Here is an 18,998-nt window from a genome sequence, read left to right as displayed (position 1 = left end):
AAAGGAGTTCGCACACTGGCGGCCGACGGCCGCCGGCGCTTCTTCCACCACGGGACGCGGCTGACCGTTCCCTGACCTATGCGTCGGGCACGGGGTTCCCGGGTCGGCACCACGCGAACTCCTCAGTTAAGGTAAGCCTTACCTAATTCTCATGGAGGTCGTCGCACGTGAACCAGTCGCGTCCCAAGGTCAAGAAGTCCCGGGCGCTGGGCATCGCGCTCACCCCGAAGGCGGTCCGGTACTTCGAGACCCGTCCCTACCCGCCGGGTGAGCACGGCCGTGGTCGCAAGCAGAACAGCGACTACAAGACACGGCTGCTGGAGAAGCAGCGGCTGCGTGCGCAGTACGACGTCAGCGAGCGCCAGATGCAGCGTGCGTACGACCGCGCCAAGAAGGTCCAGGGCAAGACCGGTGAGGCGCTCATCGTGGAGCTGGAGCGCCGCCTCGACGCGCTGGTGCTGCGCTCCGGGCTGGCCCGGACGATCTACCAGTCCCGCCAGATGGTCGTGCACGGCCACATCGAGGTCAACGGCCGCAAGGTGGACAAGCCGTCCTACCGGGTGCGCCCCGAGGACATCGTCCAGGTCCGTGAGCGGTCCCGGGAGAAGACCCCGTTCCTCGTCGCCCGTGAGGGCGGCTGGGCCGGCGACGGCGAGTCCCCCCGCTACCTCCAGGTCAACCTCCCGGCGCTCGCCTTCCGCCTCGACCGCGACCCGAACCGCAACGAGATCCCGGTGATCTGCGACGAGCAGCTCGTCGTCGAGTACTACGCCCGCTGATCCCGCTGCGCGCGTGGGGGCCGCGGACCCGCCGCCCGGTTCTCGGCCCCCACGGCGACGGACGCGAACCGGCGGCGGGCGCTCAGCAAGGTGCGCGGCACTCGCGGTTCCCCGGAGCCGTCCGAGTGGCGTCAGCCGTCGCCCTCCAGCCTCCGCAGACGCTCCGTGTCGCCGGTCCGGGGGCAGTTCAGACACGCCTGGGCGGCGTCGAGTGTGTAGTACAGGCAGCAGCCGAGCCGGTTGCGGGTGGGGTACCGCTTCCCGTCGCGACCGGTCAGCAGCCTGAAGCCGGCGCCGCCGGGAAACGGTGGAATGCCGGCCGGAAGCAGCTCGGTCGCGGCCTGTACGGCCCGCTCCTCCTGGTCCAGCACGCGGCCGAGGTACCAGACCGCGGAGACCAGGTCGTCGCCGGCCATGCCCCACAGGGCCCTCGGCCCCCGCCGCAGGTGCGGGCCGATCGCGGTCAGCAGGGGTCGTACGTGGTCGGCGACGGCGGCCCGCAGTTCGGCGCGCAGCGCCTCCTCGTCCGCCACCACCCGGGCTCCGGGCATCCGGCCGGCCGCCGGGTCGTCCGGCAGGCACGCGAAGCCGGAGCCGGGGACGACTTCGAACGCGCCCGTCGCCAGCTCCACACGGACCTCCCGCGGGTGGACCCGCGGCACGCGCCGCTCCAGGTACCAGACCCCGCTCATCAGCAGACTGACGGACCAGAGATAGTCGTGCAGGGCGCGGGAGGCGGCGACATCCCTGCGAGGCATGTGGCCGTGGCGTTCCCGGATCCGTCCGGCCTCGGCATCGACGAAGGCGTCGAGCGCCTCCCGGCTCTCCGTCAGTTCCGCTCCGTCCAGGTGCGGTCCGGGCGTCGGTGCGGCGGCTGCCGCGCCCGGGGCCGCGACCGTCATGTGCAGCGCCTCGCACGACGCGACCAGACGCCGGTAGGTGCGGGCGAGCGCGGTGGAGGCCGAGCTCGCGGCGTGGTCCGCCGCCGAATCCCCAGGGGTCGTGGTCATCGGCGCTCTTTCCTGTGCGGGACGGCACGGCTGCGGGGCGAACAGAAAGGTAAGCCTCACCTTACCGGCGAATCCGTGGACGGGTGATCACCGGGGTGTGTCGTGCGGGTGAACGAGTTGAAGGCTTAGGTTTGCCTAACTTAGGCTGCTCGCCATCGACGTGGCCGTGTCCGTCGGCGTCGAGCAGCCCACACGCACGCCGCTCACCACCACCGACCCGGAAGGGGCCGCCGACCATGCGGTTGTACCTGCTCGCCCGCAACCCCACGGACTCGGTCACCGAAGGCTTCCTCCCCGCCGCGGCCCGGCTCGGCCTCGGCGTCACCGTTCTCACCGACCAGCCGGAGGCCCACCTCCGCATCTACCCGGACATCGAGATCCTGGGGTGCGATGTGCGCGACTTCCGTGCCGTCATCACCCGGATCGCCACCCACCACCCGCCCGACGCGGTCTTCACCAACAGCGACCACCTGCAGATCCAGACCGCTCTGGCGGCGGATTTCTTCGGCCTCCCCGCCAAGAGCTGGCAGGCCGCGCTGCGCGCCAAGGACAAGGCACACATGCGCCGTCACCTCGCCGCGACCGGAGCCGACACCGTCTGGTCGACGGAGCTCGCCGCAGGGCAGGACCCGGCCGGGCTCACCGGCTCCGACGTGCCCTACCCCTGTGTGGTCAAGCCGCGCGACGGGGTGGCCAGTGAGGACGTGGTGCTGGTCGAGCGCCCCGAGGAGCTCTTAACGCGCTGCAAGGAGATCCAGGCGCGGCGACCGGAGGCGGCGCTCGTGGTCGAGGAGTATCTCGCCGGAGAGCTCTACACCCTGGAGACCCTCGGCGACGCCCGAACCCGCCACGTCCTGGGCGGCTTCCACACCGAGCTGTCCCCGCCGCCGTACTTCGTCGAGGAGCGGATGACGTTCGTCGCCGCCCACCCCGAGCCGGTCGTCGCGCAGGTGCTCGCCCAGCTCGACCGCCTCGGCGTCGGCTTCGGCGCCTGCCACACCGAGTTCGTGGCGCACGAGGGCCGCGCCCGCATCATCGAGGTCAACTACCGTGCCGTCGGGGACCAGTGCGACCTGCTGCTGGCGGAGCTGCTGGGCATCCCGCTCTTCGAGCACATCCTGCGGATCCACCTGGGGGAGCCGTCGCCGCCCGCGGACCTCGGTGCCCGCACCGACGGCGCTGCCCGGCTGGAATACCCCCGCGCGACGAGCGCCGGAACGCTGACGGCAGCCCCCGCCGCCGCCGATCTGCTCGTGGACGGCGTGAAGCTGAGGTACCGGCCGCTGCGCCCGGTGGGGGAGCGGCACGAGCTCCACCACAGCAACCGCGACCATCTCGGCGTGCTCCGGGCCACCGGAACCGACCAGGAGACGGTCGACCGAACGGTGGCCGGCTTCCTCGCCGCGCAGAGCTGGGAGATCACCCGGTGACGGCGGGCGCCCCCGCCGCCGACACCGCCGAGCCGGACCTGCTGCTGCGCGTGCTCGGCGCGCTCCTGCGCGAGGACGTCGCCGGCCTTCGCACGGGTTCCACGCCCGTGGAGCGGGAGGACGGCCCGTGGCTGCGGCTCCCCACCCCGGGAGGTGACGACGCGCTGTTGCTGGCAGTCGCCGAGGACGGGTTCCAGAGCACGTACGCCGCACGGCTGCCCCTGCTCCTGCGGGAGTCGGACGGCGGCGAACTGACCGCCCACGACACGGTCCTCGACGCCCTGCGCGCATGTGCCGCCGCCGAAGACCGGGGCGGTTTCGACGCCTTCGCCGAGGAGTGCCGCCAGACCCTTGCGACCATGCGGCTGCACACCCGCACCCGTGACGAGGTCACCGGCCGGCTCGCCGCCCGCTACGGCGCCGACCCCGCCGACTGGACCGGCCTCACCGGTGGCCTGGCGCACGACACCCTCGCCGCCCGCCTCGACCACCCCGTCTACCCGACCGCCCGAGGACGCTCCGGCCTCGGCGAGGACCAGTTGCGCGCCTACGCACCCGAGTTCCACCCGCGCTTCGCACTGCGCTGGATCGCCGTACCGAGGCACGCCGTCACCGTGCCGGGAGGCGCAGCCCGGCTCCCCGACTGCTGGCCGACGTCCGCGGTCCTCGGCCTGCCGGAACTCTCCCACAGCCATCTCGCCCTCCCCGTCCACCCGCTCACGCTCGGCGCCCCGCTGCGGGAGGCCCTGCGCGCCACCGGGCTGCGGGACCGGGCCGTACTCGCCGAGGCCCCGTACCTCGACGCCGTACCCACCCTGTCGATGCGTACGGTCGCGCTCGTCGCCGACCCCGGCCTTCACCTCAAACTGCCGCTCGCCACCGCCACCCTGGGCCTGCGCAACCGCCGGACCATCAAGCCCGGCACCCTCGTCGACGGCGCCGCCGGCCAGCGCCTGCTGGACAGCGTGACCGCCCGCGAACCGCGCTTCCGCGACACGGTCCTGCACGCCGACGAGACGCTTTACGCCCATGCGGGGCACGAACTTCTCGCCGTACTGTGCCGGCGCTACCCGGCCGGCCTCGGCGACTGCGTCGTGGTGCCCATGGCCGCGCTGCTGAGCGAGGCCCCCGGTGGCCGCCTGCTCATCGACCACCTCGCCGACCGGTTCCACGGTGGCGACGCGGTCGCACTGCTCGACGCCTGCCTGACCCTGCTCTTCGACTGGCAGACCACGCTCTTCGGCTACGGCATCGGGCTGGAGTCGCACCAGCAGAACGTCTCACTGGTACTGGACCGGCGCCCGGACGGCCGCACCCGCCTGCGACTGCTGCTCAAGGACAACGACGGCCCGCGCGTCAACACCGCACGTCTGCGGGAGACGCTGGGCGCCGCCGCGCCCGACCCGTCCGAGTTCGACGACGCCCGGATCTGCGGCGAGGACGACCGGGCGGTCACCGACCTGTTCACCACCGTCACCGTCCACCTGTGCGCAGGCGCCTACGCCTTCGGGCTGGCCCGGCACGGCCGCGCCCCGCTGGAGCGGCTGCTGCGGCTCGTCCGCGACCGGCTCGCCGAGGCCGTCGAACGGCTGGGCACCGGCCCGGGCGAACCCGGTGCCACCCTCCGCGCCCATGTCCTGGACGCTCCGGAGCTGCCGGTCAAGGCGATGGTCACCGCCGGAACCCTGCTCTCCAAGGAGCGTTCGGGCGCGGCTGACATCAACAAGCACTACACCACCGGCCCCAACTACCTGCGGTCGGCGGAGACGCCGCGATGACGGCCGTCGCACCGCCCCGCCGCAGCCGCGGGCGGCCACCGCCGGCCCACCGCCCCACCCGGCCGCGCCCGTGCCGACCGGCACAGCCGTGGCGGTGGCCGCGGTGTCCGCGACCGCCCTTGCCCTGCCGAACCTCCGCTCTCCTCGCACCCGCTGGAGCCGTTGATGCCGCTGACCGATGATCTCCCGGCCGCCGCCGGGCGGTGCCCGCACGGCGCTGCCGCTGTTCCGGCTGCCCCCGCCGGTCTGCCCACCGCCGACGATGTCGTGGCCCACACCCTCCTCAACTGCCTGCTGCGCGAGCTGTCCGGCCCCGAGCACCAGACCGCCGTCGCCGACGGCCACCTGCTGGTGCGCCTGCCCCGCCGAGGCGTCCTGCTGCGGATCACCCTGCGCCGTACGTCCCTGCTGGGCGCGCACCGGTTCACCGGGCCGGTGCTGGAGCAGCGCGACGGCGGCTGGACGAAGATCGACTGGCGGCGCCTGGCCGAGTACACGCAGGAGGAGCTGTCGCTCCGTACGGGCGTGCGCAACGAGGAGTTCTCGGACCAGATCGCCTCCGGCCACCAGGCCGTGTCCGCCGTGCTCGCCGCACGCACCGTGCCGCCGGCCCCGAGGACCGCCGACGGAGACGGGCTCGCCACCTACCTCGACTCCGAGCAGTCCCTCCTGTTCGGCCACCGCTTCCACCCCACGCCCAAGGCACGCACCGGCGACATCGCCTCCTGGCTGTCCTTCGCGCCCGAGGCCGGTGCCCGTTTCCCGGTGCGGCACCTCGCGGTCCGCGAGCACCTGATCGCCGAGGAGACCGCGGAGGACGGCGCCACCGATGTTCTCGACCGGATGCGCTCCGACGTCCCGGCCGGCTACCGGCTGCTGCCCGCGCACCCGTGGCAGTACGGGATGCTTTCCTCGCACCCCCTGCTGCGGACCGCCCTCGCCCGCGGCGACGTCCTCGACCTCGGCGAGGGCGGGGAGCCCTTCGCCGCCACCGCCTCGGTACGGACCCTGTACGACGGCGAGACCTTCCTCAAGTTCAGCCTGAACGTCCGGATCACCAACTGCCTCCGCAAGAACGCCAGTTACGAACTGTCCGGCGCCGTCGCCCTGACCCGGCTGCTGGAACCGGCCCTGGCCGACCTGGCGACCCGCTTCCCGGCCGGCGCCGTGCTGCGCGAGCCCGCCTACCGCGGTCTCGCACTGCCCGGTCCCGACGGCCGCCCGGACCGCGAACTGCTGGAAGGCTTCGGGGTGATCGTCCGGGAAGGCCTCTCCCGGCGGATGCTGCCCGGCACCACCGCGCTGCTCGCCGCCGCCGTCGCCGACGAGTACCCGACAGGCCCCGGCCACATCTCCCGGCTCCTGGACGGGGCGGGTCCGCAGACCGCTCTCGACTGGTGGGCGGCCTACCTCACGCTGCTCGTACCGCCCGTCCTGGCGGCCTACTTCGACCACGGCCTCGTCCTGGAGCCGCACCTGCAGAACGTCCTTGTCTGCGTCGACGACGACCGCATGCCCGCCCAAGTGCTCTTCCGTGATCTGGAGGGCACCAAGCTCGTCCCCGAGTACCACGCCGAGGCCCTCGCCGCGCTGCCCGCCGACGTCGCGGGCCCGATGACGTACGACGCCCGGCACGGCTGGGACCGCGTCGTCTACTGCCTGCTGGTCAACCATGTCGCCGAGATGCTGGCCGCCCTCGCCGACCTGCACCCGCAGACCGAGCCCGCCCTGTGGGCCCAGGTCCGCGCCACCTTTCAGGAGTACGCCGACCGGCACGGCTGCCCGCCGCAACTCGCCGCCCTGCTCGCCGGCGTGCCTCTGCCCGCCAAGGCCAATCTGCTCACCCGCTGGGAGCGCAAGGCCGACCGCGAGGCCGCCTACATCCGCCTGGCTTCGCCGTTCGCCGAGCAGGTGCTCTCCGAAGCGGCCCGCGACCACGGCACCCGGTGCGTCCGATGACCGCCCCCACCCCCGCCGTGCGCGACCGCGTCCTGGCGCTGCCCTCGGCGGAACTGCCCGCGTACCTCTACGACCTGGCCGCGCTGCGCGAGCACGCCGCCGCGGTGCGTGCCGCGCTGCCCGGACGTGTCGAGCTCTACTACGCCGCCAAGGCCAACCCGGAGCCGGAGGTCCTGGCCGCGCTCGGCCCGTACGTCGACGGCTACGAGGTCTCCTCCGGCGGCGAACTCGCGCATGTCGGCGCGGCCGTACCGGGCCGCCCGCTGGCCTTCGGCGGCCCGGGGAAGACCCCCGCGGAGATCACGGCCGCGCTGGAAGCGGGCGTGGCCCGCTTCCACGTCGAGAGCGCGAACGAACTGCATACGCTGGCCGAGCTCGCCCGGCGGGTCGCCCCGGACAGCCGCGTGGCGGTCCTGCTCCGCTTCAACCTCCCCCTGTCCGACGGCTCGCTGGCGGGCAGTTCCCTGGCGATGGGCGGCCGCCCCACCCCCTTCGGCCTCGACCCGGCGGAAGCCGACACGGTCGTCCGGCGGCTCACCGACGGCACGCACCCGCATCTGGAGCTGCGCGGCGTCCACGCCCACCTGGCGAGCGGGCTGGGGGCCCCCGAGCAACTGGCCGTCGCCGAGTCCGTGGTGACCTGGGCGGTCGGCCTGGCGGCACGCCACCGCATCGAACTCGCGGAGGTCAACGTCGGCGGCGGCATGACCGTCGACTACACCGCCCCCGAGCGCCGCTTCGACTGGGCCGCGTACGGCGAAGGGCTCGGCCGCCTCACCGCCGCGCACCCGGATCTGACCGTGCGCATCGAGCCGGGCCGCGCGGTGACCGCGTACTGCGGCTGGTACGCCACCGAGGTGCTGGACGTGAAGCGCAGCCACGGCGAGGAGTTCGCCGTCGTCCGCGGCGGCACCCACCATCTGCGCACCCCGGCGGCCAAGGGCCACGACCAGCCCTGCACCGTCCTGCCGGTGGACGTCTGGCACCACCCCTGGCCGCGACCCTCCGCCCGTCAGGACCGGGTCACCGTCACCGGCCAGCTCTGCACCCCCAAGGACGTCCTGGCCCGGCAGGTCCCGGCGCCACGGCTGCGGGCCGGCGACCGGGTGGTCTTCGGCCTCGCCGGGGCCTACGCGTGGAACATCTCGCACCACGGCTTCCTGATGCACCCCCGGCCCGGCTTCCACTTCCTCCATCCGGCCGACGGCCGGCCCGCGGCGCACGGAGGGTGATCGGGCATGCGCACAGCGCGCCACGGCGCCCCGCCCGGTCGCCGGATCCGCCGCGTGCGCGGGGTGTGTGACACCGTGGCCGCTGGTGCCCGCCGTACGGTATTGCGGTACGGGGCCCCCGGCGTGGCGCGATAAGGTCGGTGTCCTAGCCGACGACGTCGGCGACGTGTGATCGGCCGGGTCGCGTCGGCGTCACGGTGCGCGTCGCACGGCGCGTGTCAAGCGGTCCGCGTCGAGGCGCGGACGATCCGAGGGAGTGCGGCAGCGTGTCCGGTGCAGAGGTGGCCGGCCTCATCGTGGCGGTGTTCTGGGCGATCCTGGTGTCGTTCCTGGCCGTCGCGCTGGTACGGCTCGCCCAGACGCTCAGGCGGACCACCGAACTGGTGGCCGGGATCACCGAGCAGGCCGTACCGTTGCTCGGCGACGCGTCGCAGGCGCTGCACAGCGCCCACGCCCAGCTCGACCGGGTCGACACCATCACCGCGGACGTCGCCGAGGTGACCGCCAACGCCTCCGCGCTCTCCTCCACCGTGGCCTCCGCGTTCGGCGGCCCCCTGATGAAGGTGGCCGCCTTCGGCTACGGAGTGCGGCGCGCGATCGGACTCCGGGCCGGGGACACGGGCCGGGCCAGGGCCCGGACCGCCACGGCCGGCACACCGCTGCCCGCCGCCCGGCGCGGCGGCCGTCGCAACCGCTCCAAGGACTGAGGACGCCATGCTCCGCCGCTTGTTCTGGTTCTCCTCCGGCGCCGCCACCGGCGTGTGGGCCACCGTGAAGGTCAACCGCGCGGTGCGCAGGCTGACCCCGGAGAGCCTGGCCGCGACCGCGGCCCACCGTGCCCTGGAGACGGGTGCGCGGCTGCGGCTGTTCGCCCGGGACGTACGGGCGGGCATGGCGCAGCGCGAGGTCGAACTGCACGACGCGCTGGGGCTGCGGGCCCCCGGCGCCGCCGGACTGCCCGCCCGCCAGGACCCGCCGGTCCTGCCCGCTCAGGTCTCCGACGTCCCGGCACGGCGCCGGGGCATCGCGTACAACCGGAAGGACGAACACTGATGGAGTCGGCAGAAATCCGCCGCCGCTGGCTGCGCTTCTTCGAGGAGCGCGGGCACACCGTCGTGCCGTCGGCGTCCCTCATCGCCGACGACCCGACGCTGCTGCTGATCAACGCCGGCATGGTCCCGTTCAAGCCGTACTTCCTCGGTGAGGTCAAGCCGCCCTTCCCGCGCGCCACCAGCGTCCAGAAGTGCGTCCGCACCCCGGACATCGAAGAGGTCGGCAAGACCACCCGGCACGGCACGTTCTTCCAGATGTGCGGCAACTTCTCCTTCGGCGACTACTTCAAGGAAGGCGCCATCCGCTACGCCTGGGAGCTGCTCACCACCCCCCAGGACAAGGGCGGTTACGGCCTGGAGCCTTCGAGGCTCTGGATCACCGTCTACGAGCAGGACGACGAGGCCGAGGCCATCTGGCGCGACGTCATCGGCGTCCCCGCCGAGCGCATCCAGCGCCTCGGCATGGGCCCCAACTTCTGGTCCATGGGCGTGCCGGGCCCGTGCGGCCCCTGCTCCGAGATCAACTACGACCGCGGCCCCGAGTTCGGCCCCGAGGGCGGCCCGGCCGTCAACGACGAGCGGTACGTGGAGATCTGGAACCTGGTCTTCATGCAGTACGAGCGCGGCGCCGGCCAGGGCAAGGAGGACTTCCCGATCCTCGGCGACCTGCCCGCCAAGAACATCGACACCGGGCTCGGCCTGGAACGCCTCGCGATGATTTTGCAGGGCGTGCAGAACATGTACGAGACCGACACCCTGCGCGTCGTCATCGACAAGGCCACCGAGCTCACCGGCGTCCACTACGGGCGGGCCCACGAGACCGACGTGTCGCTGCGCGTGGTCGCCGACCACATCCGTACCTCCGCCATGCTGATCGCCGACGGCGTCACCCCCGGCAACGAGGGCCGCGGCTACGTGCTGCGCCGCATCATGCGCCGCGCCATCCGCAACATGCGGATGCTGGGCGCCCACGACCCGGTGGTCGCCGAGCTGATCGACGTGGTGCTCAAGACCATGGGCGAGCAGTACCCGGAGCTGCTGACCGATCGCAAGCGCATCGAGTCCGTCGCGCTCGCCGAGGAGGCCCGCTTCCTCAAGACCCTCTCGGCCGGCACCAACATCCTGGACACCGCCGTCACCGAGACCAAGTCGGCCGGCGGCACCGTACTCCCCGGCGACCAGGCGTTCCTGCTCCACGACACCTGGGGCTTCCCCATCGACCTCACCCTGGAGATGGCCGCCGAGCAGGGCCTGTCGGTGGACGAGGACGGCTTCCGCCGCCTGATGAAGGAGCAGCGGGACCGGGCCAAGGCCGACGCCCGCGCCAAGAAGACCGGCCACGCCGACCTGTCCGCGTACCGCGAGGTCGCCGACCGTTCCGGCATCACCGAGTTCACCGGCTACACCCGTGACCAGGGCGAGGCCACCGTCGTCGGCCTGCTGGTGGACGGCCTGCCCTCGCCCGCCGCCACCGAGGGCGACGACGTCGAGGTGGTGCTGGACCGCACGCCTTTCTATGCCGAGGGCGGCGGACAGCTCGCCGACACCGGCCGCATCCGGCTCGACACCGGCGCCGTCGTCGAGGTCCGCGACGTACAGCAGCCGGTGCCCGGCCTCAGCGTGCACAAGGGTGTCGTCCAGGTCGGCGAGGTCACCGTCGGCGCCGCCGCGCACGCCCAGATCGACCTGGTGCGCCGCCGTGCCATCGCCCGCGCGCACAGCGCCACCCACCTCACCCACCAGGCGCTGCGCGACGCCCTCGGCCCCACCGCGGCCCAGGCCGGCTCGGAGAACTCGCCGGGCCGCTTCCGCTTCGACTTCGGCTCACCGACCGCTGTCCCCGGCGCGGTCCTCACCGACGTCGAGCAGAAGATCAACGAGGTGCTGGCCCGCGAACTCGACGTCACCGCCGAGGTGATGCCGATCGCCGAGGCCCGGAAGCAGGGGGCCATCGCCGAGTTCGGCGAGAAGTACGGCGAGCGGGTCCGGGTGGTCACCATCGGCGACTTCTCCAAGGAGCTGTGCGGCGGCACCCACGTGGGCAACACCGCGCAGCTCGGCCTGGTCAAGCTGCTCGGCGAGTCCTCGATCGGTTCCGGCGTGCGCCGCGTGGAGGCCCTGGTCGGCGTCGACGCGTACAACTTCCTGGCCCGCGAGCACACCGTGGTCGCGCAGCTCACCGAGCTGGTCAAGGGGCGCCCGGAGGAGCTGCCGGACAAGATCTCCGGGATGCTCGGCAAGCTCAAGGAGGCCGAGAAGGAGATCGAGCGGTTCCGGGCCGAGAAGGTGCTCCAGGCCGCCGCCGGGCTCGCCGAGAGCGCTGCCGACGTCAAGGGCGTCGCCCTGGTGACCGGGACCGTGCCCGACGGCACCGGCGCGGACGACCTGCGGCGGCTGGTGCTGGACGTACGGCAGCGCGTCACCGGTGGCCGCCCGGCCGTCGTCGCCCTGTTCACGGTCGCGAACGGCCGTCCGCTGACCGTCATCGCCACCAACGAGGCCGCGCGCGACCGCGGCATCAAGGCCGGCGAACTGGTCCGTGCCGCGGCCAGGACGCTCGGCGGCGGAGGCGGCGGCAAGGACGACGTCGCCCAGGGCGGCGGGCAGGACGCGTCGGCCGTCCCCGAGGCGATCGAGGCCGTGCAGCGGCTGGTCGGCGAGAAGGCGTGACGGATGGTGGCCATCGCGGGGGTCGCCGGGTAGCCGGCGGGCCGCAGTGTCCATCAGCGGCCTCCGGCCGCGGATCGCGCCGGTGCCGAAAGGGAGCGCGCGCAGTGAGCGACGACGGAGCGAGCGAGCACGGTCGACTGTCGAAACCGGGTCCGAGCGCCCGGAGACGAGAGGGCGGCGAAGGAGGCAGTATGCGACGCGGGCGGCGGATCGCCGTGGACGTCGGGGACGCCCGGATCGGGGTCGCCTCGTGCGACCCCGACGGGATCCTCGCCACGCCGGTGGAGACCGTCCCCGGACGGGACGTGCCCGCGGCGCTGCGCCGGCTCGCCGCGATCGTCGAGGAGTACCAGCCGATCGAGGTCGTCGTCGGGCTGCCCCGGTCGCTGAACGGCACCGAGGGCCCGGCGGCGGCCAAGGCGAGGACCTTCGCGCGGAGTGTGGCGAAAGTCATCGCGCCGGTGCCGGTGCGCCTCGTCGACGAGCGGATGACCACCGTCACCGCCACCCGGGGGCTGCGGGCGTCCGGGGTGAAGGCGAAGAAGGGACGCTCCGTGGTCGACCAGGCGGCAGCGGTGATCATTCTGCAAAGCGCCCTGGAGACCGAACGCGCGTCTGGTAAACCTCCGGGGGAGGGCGTCGAAGTAGTCATCTGATCGCGATACGGTAACGTTCCGCGCGACTCGGCGGCGCCCTTGCGGTGCCGCCCGTTTCGCAAGGTCGGCAGACCGATGCCGACCGCGTACCAAGGGGACCGATGACTGACTATGGCCGGGGCTCCGGCTCCGAACCGTGGCATCCCGAGGACCCGCTCTTCGGTGATGTGTACGACCAGGGCCAGGGGTACCAGCAGCCGCCGCAGCACCCGCAGCAGCCCGGCGGCTGGCAGGACCCGTACGCCACCGGCCGGCAGCCGCCCTACCCGCAGCAGGGGTACCCCCAGGAGCAGTACCCGCAAGTGCCGCACCACCCCTACCCGCAGCAGGGCCACCCGCAGCAGCCCCCGGGCCACGGGCAGCACCAGCCGTACCCTCAGGCGGAGTACGGCGGCTGGGACACCGGCACCCACCCGGCCGAGGGATACGGCCACCAGGACCCCTACGGCGGGCAGCAGCAGAACCCCTACGGCGCCGGGCAGCACCCCGACTTCTACGGGCAGAACGGCTACCCGCCGCCGCAGCAACCCCAGTTCCGGCAGCAGGGACAGCAACCACCCCCGGCCCAGCAGCCCACCCACGACCGGCAGCCGCAGCAGGGCCACCCGCAGGAGCCCGGCGCGCGGCCCCTGCGCCCGGCTCCCGGCAACACCGGCACCTGGGACCCCGAGGACGAGGACGACCCGCGCGAGCACGCCTTCTTCGCCGACCGCGACGAGGACGACGACGAGGACGACGCCCCTGCCACCACCGCGCCCGGCGGCCGGCGGGCGGGGCGGTCCCCGTCCAAGGGCGGCAGGAAACGCCGCAGCGGCTGCGCCTGCCTGGTCGTCACGGCCGTCCTGCTCGGCGGTGGCGGTGGCGCGGTCTACTACGGCTACAGCTTCTACCAGAGCCACTTCGGCCCGGCCCCGGACTACTCCGGCGAGGGCGCCGGAGACGTCCAGGTCGAGATCCCCAAGGGCTCGACCCTGACCGCGATGGGCAACATCCTCAAGACCGCCGGCGTCGTGAAGAGCGTGGACGCCTTCACCGCCGCCGCCAACAAGAACCCCAAGGGCACGTCCATCCAGGCCGGCGTCTACGCGCTGCGCAAGAGCATGTCCGCCGCTTCCGCGGTCACCCTGATGCTCGACCCCACATCGCAGAACGCGATGATCATCAGCGAGGGCATGCGGGACGCGCAGATCTACGCGTTGATCGACAAACGGCTGGGTGTGGCTCCCGGCACCGCCCGGAAGACCGCCGTCGCCCAGGCGAAGAACCTGGGCCTGCCCGACTGGGCGGACACCGACCGGAACATCAAGGACCCGCTGGAGGGCTTCCTCTTCCCGTCCCGCTACGGCGTCGCCAAGAACATGAAGCCCGAGGCGCTGCTGCGCGAGATGGTCGGCGAGGCGAAGAAGCGGTACGCCGGATTCGACCTGGCTGCCGAGGCCCGCAAGCAAGGGCTCAGGTCGCCGCTGGAACTCCTCACCGTCGCCAGCCTGGTGCAGGCCGAGGGCAAGACCGACGACGACTTCCGGAAGATGGCCAAGGTCGTCTACAACCGGCTGGTGCCGACGAACAAGGAGACCTACGGCATCCTGCAGTTCGACTCGACGTACAACTACATCAAGAACCAGGCCGAGACGAAGCTCAACCTCAGCCAGATGAAGGCACTGGACGACAGGTACAACACGTACCACTACAAGGGCCTGCCCCCCGGCCCGATCGGAAACCCGGGCATCGCGGCGCTGAAGGCGGCGATGAGCCCCGACAGCGGCGACTGGTACTACTTCATCTCGCTGGACGGGAAGACCACGAAGTTCACCGAGACCCACGACGATTTCAACAAGCTCTACCAGCAGTACAACGCCCAGTAGAAGGCACACCGTGGAATCGACCGAAGGGCACGCGGGCCGACGCCGCGCCGCCGTGCTCGGCTCACCGATCGCGCACTCCCTCTCGCCGGTCCTGCACCGGGCCGCGTACGCGGCACTGGGGCTGAACGGATGGCGGTACGACCGCTTCGAGGTGGACGGGGCCGCGCTGCCCGCCTTCCTCGGCCGGCTCGACCCCGCGCGGTGGGCGGGCCTGTCGCTGACCATGCCGCTCAAGCGGGCGGTGATCCCGCTGCTGGACGAGATCACGGACACCGCCCGGTCCGTCGAGGCCGTCAACACCGTCGTCCTGGGCGCCGACGGCCGGCGCCGGGGCGACAACACCGACATCCCCGGCATGCTCGCCGCCCTGCGCGAGCGGGGCGTCACCTCCGTGCCGTCCGCCGCCGTGCTGGGCGCCGGCGCCACCGCCTCCTCCGCCCTCGCCGCCCTCGCCCGGATCTGCACCGGCCGGGTCACGGCGTACGTACGGGGTCCCGAGCGCGCCGCCGAGATGCGGCAATGGGGGCAGCGACTCGGCGTCGCCGTGCGCACCGCCGACTGGGCGGACGCGGCCGGCGCCCTCGGCGAACCACTGGTCGTCGCCACCACCCCGGCGGGCGCCGCCGACCACCTGGCCGGCGCCGTGCCCGCACATCCCGGCACGCTCTTCGACGTCCTGTACGACCCCTGGCCGACCCCGCTGGCCGCCGCCTGGGCGGACCGCGGCGGCGCGGTCGTCGGCGGCCTCGACCTCCTGGTCCACCAGGCCGTCCTCCAGGTCGAACAGCACACCGGCCGCGCTCCGGCGCCGCTCGCCGCGATGCGCGCCGCGGGGGAGGCCGCCCTCGTCGCGCACTGAGCCGTCCGAAGGGTCCGGGGCGGTCCCCATGGGCCGCGCGGGCCGCACCGTTCACCTGGTCCGCGCATTGGACGGACGTCCGGATCGTCGGGCGAATCGTGGGAGGATCGGGACGAGAAAAGACACGGGCGTTTTCGAGGGAGCACCGTTGAGCAGGTTGCGCTGGCTGACCGCGGGGGAGTCGCACGGCCCCGCACTCGTCGCGACGCTGGAGGGGCTGCCCTCCGGGGTGCCGGTGACCACGGCGATGGTCGCGGACGCGCTGGCTCGGCGGCGGCTCGGCTACGGTCGCGGCGCGCGGATGAAGTTCGAGCAGGACGAGGTGACCTTCCTCGGCGGCGTGCGGCACGGCCGCACCATGGGCAGCCCGGTGGCGGTCATGGTCGGCAACACCGAGTGGCCCAAGTGGGAACAGGTCATGGCGGCCGACCCGGTGGACCCGGAGATCCTGGCCGGTCTCGCCCGTAACGCGCCGCTGACCCGGCCGCGCCCCGGCCACGCGGACCTGGCGGGCATGCAGAAGTACGACCTGGACGAGGCCCGGCCGGTGCTGGAACGGGCCAGCGCCCGGGAGACCGCGGCCCGGGTCGCGCTCGGCGCGGTCGCCAGGTCGTACCTGAAGGAGACCGCGGACATCGAGATCGTGTCGCACGTCGTGGAACTGGCCCGGGCCAAGGCGCCGTACGGCGTGGTGCCGGTGCCCGGCGACGAGGCGCGGCTCGACGCCGACCCGGTGCGCTGCCTCGACGCGGACGCGAGCAAGGCGATGGTCGCCGAGATCGACCAGGCCCACAAGGACGGCGACACCCTCGGCGGTGTCGTGGAGGTGCTGGCGTACGGGGTGCCGGTGGGCCTCGGCTCGCACGTGCACTGGGACCGGCGGCTCGACGCACGGCTGGCCGGGGCGCTGATGGGCATCCAGGCCATCAAGGGCGTCGAGGTCGGCGACGGCTTCGACCTCGCCCGGGTGCCCGGCTCGAAGGCGCACGACGAGATCGTGCCGACCCCGGACGGCGTCCGTCGCGCCACCGGCCGCTCCGGCGGTACGGAGGGCGGCATGAGCACCGGCGAGGTACTGCGGGTGCGGGCCGCGATGAAGCCGATCGCCACGGTGCCGCGGGCGCTGGCCACCATCGACGTCACCACCGGCGAACCCGCCCAGGCGCACCACCAGCGCTCCGACGTGTGCGCGGTGCCGGCCGCCGGTATCGTCGCCGAGGCGATGGTCGCTCTGGTCCTCGCCGACGCGGTCGCGGAGAAGTTCGGCGGCGACTCGGTGGCCCAGACCCGGCGTGCCGTCCGCGACTACCTCGACCACCTGGCGATCCGGTGACCGCGCCGGAGGCCGCGGGAGCGGCCGTACCGTCCGTACCGGAACCGGCAGCCGGGTCTCCCGCGCCGGAACCGGGAGGTTCCTCCGCGCCCGGACCGGCAGGTTCCCCAGTGCCCGAGCCGGCCGGGTCTCCGGTGCCGGACGCCGCCGGATCGGCCGGATCGGCCGGATCAACCGGGCTGCCCACTCCAGGCACGCCCGGATCGGCCGCGCCGGGCGCCGCCGGCTCCGCGCCCGCCGGGCCGCCTGCCATCGTCCTCGTCGGCCCCCCGGGGGCCGGCAAGACCACCGTCGGCCGGGTGCTCGCGCAGCGGCTCGGCATCACGTACCGGGACACCGACGCCGATGTCGAGGCGGCGGCCGGCAAGCCCATCCCGGAGATCTTCATCGACGAGGGCGAGCCGCGTTTCCGCGCCCTGGAACGCGCCGCCGTGCGCGACGCACTGGCCGGGCACGGCGGTGTGCTCTCGCTCGGCGGCGGCGCGATCATGGACGAGGCTACCCGCGCCCTGCTCGACGGGCTGCCGGTGGCCTTCCTCGACGTCGGCCTGCACGACGCCGTACGGCGGGTCGGCCTGGACGCGCCGCGCCCCCTGCTCGCCGTCAACCCCCGGCAACGCTGGCGCGAGCTGATGGACATCCGCCGCCCGCTCTACACCGAGGTGGCCCGCGCCGTCGTCCGCACCGACGACCGCACCCCCGAGGACGTGGCCGACGCCGTCCTCGACGCACTGGAACTGAAGGACGAATGAGCGAGAACCTGCCCCAGGCCGCGCCCCCCACCCGTATCCAGGTCGGCGGCACCGCGGGCACCGAACCGTACGAGGTGCTCGTCGGCCACCAGCTCCTCGGCGAGCTGCCGGGGCTGATCGGCCCGACCGCACTGCGGGTGGCCGTCCTGCACCCCGAGGCGCTGGCGGGGACCGGGGAGGCGATCCGCGAGGACCTGGCCGAACAGGGCTTCCGGGCCATCGCGATCCAGCTCCCGAACGCGGAGGAGGCCAAGACCGCCGAGGTCGCCGCGTACTGCTGGAAGGCGCTCGGCCAGACCGGGTTCACCCGCACCGACGTCATCGTCGGCGTCGGCGGCGGCGCGACCACCGACGTCGCCGGATTCGTCGCGGCGACCTGGCTGCGCGGAGTGCGCTGGATCGCGGTGCCCACCACCGTCCTCGGCATGGTCGACGCGGCGGTCGGCGGCAAGACCGGCATCAACACCGCCGAGGGCAAGAACCTCGTCGGCGCCTTCCACCCGCCCGCCGGAGTCCTCTGCGACCTCGCCGCCCTCGACTCGCTCCCGGCCCACGACTACGTCAGCGGCCTTGCCGAGATCATCAAGGCCGGCTTCATCTCCGACCCGGCCATCCTGGACCTCGTCGAGGCCGATCCGGCCGCCGCCCGCACGCCGGGCGGCCCGCACACCGCGGAGCTCGTCGAGCGCGCCATCCGCGTCAAGGCCGAGGTGGTCTCGGCCGACCTCAAGGAGTCGGGTCTGCGGGAGATCCTCAACTACGGCCACACCCTCGCGCACGCCATCGAGAAGAACGAGCGCTACAACTGGCGGCACGGCGCCGCGGTCTCGGTCGGCATGGTCTTCGCCGCCGAACTCGGCCGGCTGGCGGGCCGGCTGGACGACGCCACCGCCGACCGGCACCGCACCGTGCTGGAGTCGGTCGGGCTGCCGCTGACGTACCGCGGCGACCAGTGGCCGCGGCTGCTGGAGACCATGAAGGTCGACAAGAAGTCCCGCGGCGACCTGCTGCGGTTCATCGTCCTGGACGGCCTGGCCAAACCCACCGTGCTGGAGGGACCCGACCCGGCCGTGCTGCTCGCCGCCTACGGGGAGGTGTCCGCGTGACGGCGGTCCGCCGCGTGTTCGTGCTCAACGGCCCCAACCTGGGCCGGCTGGGCTCCCGCGAACCCGATGTCTACGGCGCGACCTCGTACGCCGGGCTGGTCGAGGAGTGCACGAAGCTGGGCGCGGAACTCGGCTTCGACGTCGAGGTCCGCGAGACCAACGACGAGGGCGAGCTGGTCCGCTGGCTGCACGAGGCCGCGGACGGCCGTGTACCGGTGCTCCTCAACCCCGGTGCGTTCACGCACTATTCCTATGCGATGCGGGATGCCGCGGCGCAGCGCACGGCTCCGCTCATCGAAGTGCACATCTCCAATCCGTACGCGCGTGAGGAGTTCCGGCACACGTCGGTTGTCGCGGCGGTGGCTTCCGGTACGGTCGCGGGGTTCGGCATCGGCTCCTACCGTCTCGCGCTGCGCGCTCTCGCGGAGGACCCCGGAACGTAGGGCTCCGCACAGGGGCGCGGGGAACCGCGCGCTCGGCCACGACGGGTCCGCACCCGCCGGCGCGCCGGTCCCGC

16 protein-coding genes are annotated in these 18,998 nt (G+C 73.2%); 15 read left to right on the top strand and 1 reads right to left on the bottom strand.

Going from position 1 to position 18,998, the window contains the following annotated elements; all coding sequences use genetic code 11:
* Nucleotides 1-167: 167 nt before the first annotated feature.
* Nucleotides 168-779, top strand: a complete 612-nt coding sequence (rpsD, locus tag VIW71_RS03355) for a 30S ribosomal protein S4 (protein WP_331620405.1) — start codon at nt 168-170, stop codon at nt 777-779.
* 131 nt (nt 780-910) lie between these two features.
* Here rpsD and VIW71_RS03350 read toward each other — a convergent pair whose 3' ends face one another.
* Nucleotides 911-1,789, bottom strand: coding sequence for a (2Fe-2S)-binding protein (locus tag VIW71_RS03350; protein WP_331620404.1), 879 nt, complete (start codon nt 1,787-1,789; stop codon nt 911-913).
* Between the two features lie 236 nt (nt 1,790-2,025).
* Between VIW71_RS03350 and VIW71_RS03345 the strand changes: the two genes are divergently transcribed.
* The 14 genes from VIW71_RS03345 to aroQ all read left to right on the top strand — a co-directional run bounded on the left by VIW71_RS03345 (nt 2,026) and on the right by aroQ (nt 18,924).
* Complete coding sequence (locus VIW71_RS03345; RefSeq protein WP_331620403.1) at nt 2,026-3,219, top strand: ATP-grasp domain-containing protein; 1,194 nt, start codon at nt 2,026-2,028, stop codon at nt 3,217-3,219.
* Nucleotides 3,216-4,997, top strand: coding sequence for an IucA/IucC family protein (locus VIW71_RS03340; RefSeq protein WP_331620402.1), 1,782 nt, complete (start codon nt 3,216-3,218; stop codon nt 4,995-4,997). Before VIW71_RS03345 ends, VIW71_RS03340 begins: the two co-directional genes overlap by 4 nt.
* 165 nt (nt 4,998-5,162) lie before the next feature.
* Nucleotides 5,163-6,956, top strand: coding sequence for an IucA/IucC family protein (locus VIW71_RS03335; protein ID WP_331620401.1), 1,794 nt, complete (start codon nt 5,163-5,165; stop codon nt 6,954-6,956).
* Nucleotides 6,953-8,188 (top strand): type III PLP-dependent enzyme, encoded by a 1,236-nt coding sequence (locus tag VIW71_RS03330; protein ID WP_331620400.1) that lies wholly within the window; start codon nt 6,953-6,955, stop codon nt 8,186-8,188. Before VIW71_RS03335 ends, VIW71_RS03330 begins: the two co-directional genes overlap by 4 nt.
* Before the next feature lie 266 nt (nt 8,189-8,454).
* A complete protein-coding gene (locus VIW71_RS03325; RefSeq protein WP_331620398.1) occupies nt 8,455-8,895 on the top strand; it encodes a DUF948 domain-containing protein in 441 nt (146 codons plus the stop codon).
* A 7-nt stretch (nt 8,896-8,902) separates the two neighbouring features.
* Nucleotides 8,903-9,241 carry a DUF6167 family protein gene (locus tag VIW71_RS03320; RefSeq protein WP_331620397.1) on the top strand — a complete coding sequence of 113 codons (339 nt, stop codon included), beginning with the start codon at nt 8,903-8,905 and terminating at the stop codon, nt 9,239-9,241.
* The gene (gene alaS, locus VIW71_RS03315) at nt 9,241-11,910 is read left to right on the top strand and encodes an alanine--tRNA ligase (RefSeq protein WP_331620396.1); all 2,670 of its coding nucleotides are present in this window, start codon (nt 9,241-9,243) and stop codon (nt 11,908-11,910) included. The genes VIW71_RS03320 and alaS overlap by 1 nt, the downstream gene beginning before the upstream one ends.
* Before the next feature lie 191 nt (nt 11,911-12,101).
* Nucleotides 12,102-12,566: a Holliday junction resolvase RuvX gene (ruvX, locus tag VIW71_RS03310; protein ID WP_331620395.1), complete on the top strand. Its 465-nt coding sequence runs from the start codon at nt 12,102-12,104 to the stop codon at nt 12,564-12,566.
* Nucleotides 12,567-12,667: 101 nt separating this feature from the next.
* Nucleotides 12,668-14,431 (top strand): endolytic transglycosylase MltG, encoded by a 1,764-nt coding sequence (gene mltG, locus VIW71_RS03305; protein WP_331620394.1) that lies wholly within the window; start codon nt 12,668-12,670, stop codon nt 14,429-14,431.
* 10 nt (nt 14,432-14,441) lie between these two features.
* Nucleotides 14,442-15,290, top strand: coding sequence for a shikimate dehydrogenase (locus VIW71_RS03300; RefSeq protein WP_331620393.1), 849 nt, complete (start codon nt 14,442-14,444; stop codon nt 15,288-15,290).
* 148 nt (nt 15,291-15,438) lie between these two features.
* Nucleotides 15,439-16,623, top strand: coding sequence for a chorismate synthase (gene aroC / locus VIW71_RS03295; RefSeq protein ID WP_331620392.1), 1,185 nt, complete (start codon nt 15,439-15,441; stop codon nt 16,621-16,623).
* 251 nt (nt 16,624-16,874) lie between these two features.
* On the top strand, nt 16,875-17,375 hold the full coding sequence (locus VIW71_RS03290; protein WP_331620415.1) for a shikimate kinase: 501 nt from the start codon (nt 16,875-16,877) through the stop codon (nt 17,373-17,375).
* Nucleotides 17,372-18,481, top strand: coding sequence for a 3-dehydroquinate synthase (aroB, locus tag VIW71_RS03285; protein WP_331620391.1), 1,110 nt, complete (start codon nt 17,372-17,374; stop codon nt 18,479-18,481). The genes VIW71_RS03290 and aroB overlap by 4 nt, the downstream gene beginning before the upstream one ends.
* Nucleotides 18,478-18,924, top strand: a complete 447-nt coding sequence (aroQ, locus tag VIW71_RS03280; protein WP_331620390.1) for a type II 3-dehydroquinate dehydratase — start codon at nt 18,478-18,480, stop codon at nt 18,922-18,924. The genes aroB and aroQ overlap by 4 nt, the downstream gene beginning before the upstream one ends.
* Nucleotides 18,925-18,998: the final 74 nt, after the last annotated feature.

Origin of the sequence: Streptomyces sp., assembly GCF_036524955.1 — a bacterium.
Classification (GTDB): domain Bacteria; phylum Actinomycetota; class Actinomycetes; order Streptomycetales; family Streptomycetaceae; genus Actinacidiphila.
This window is presented reverse-complemented; position numbering and strand designations above follow the sequence as displayed.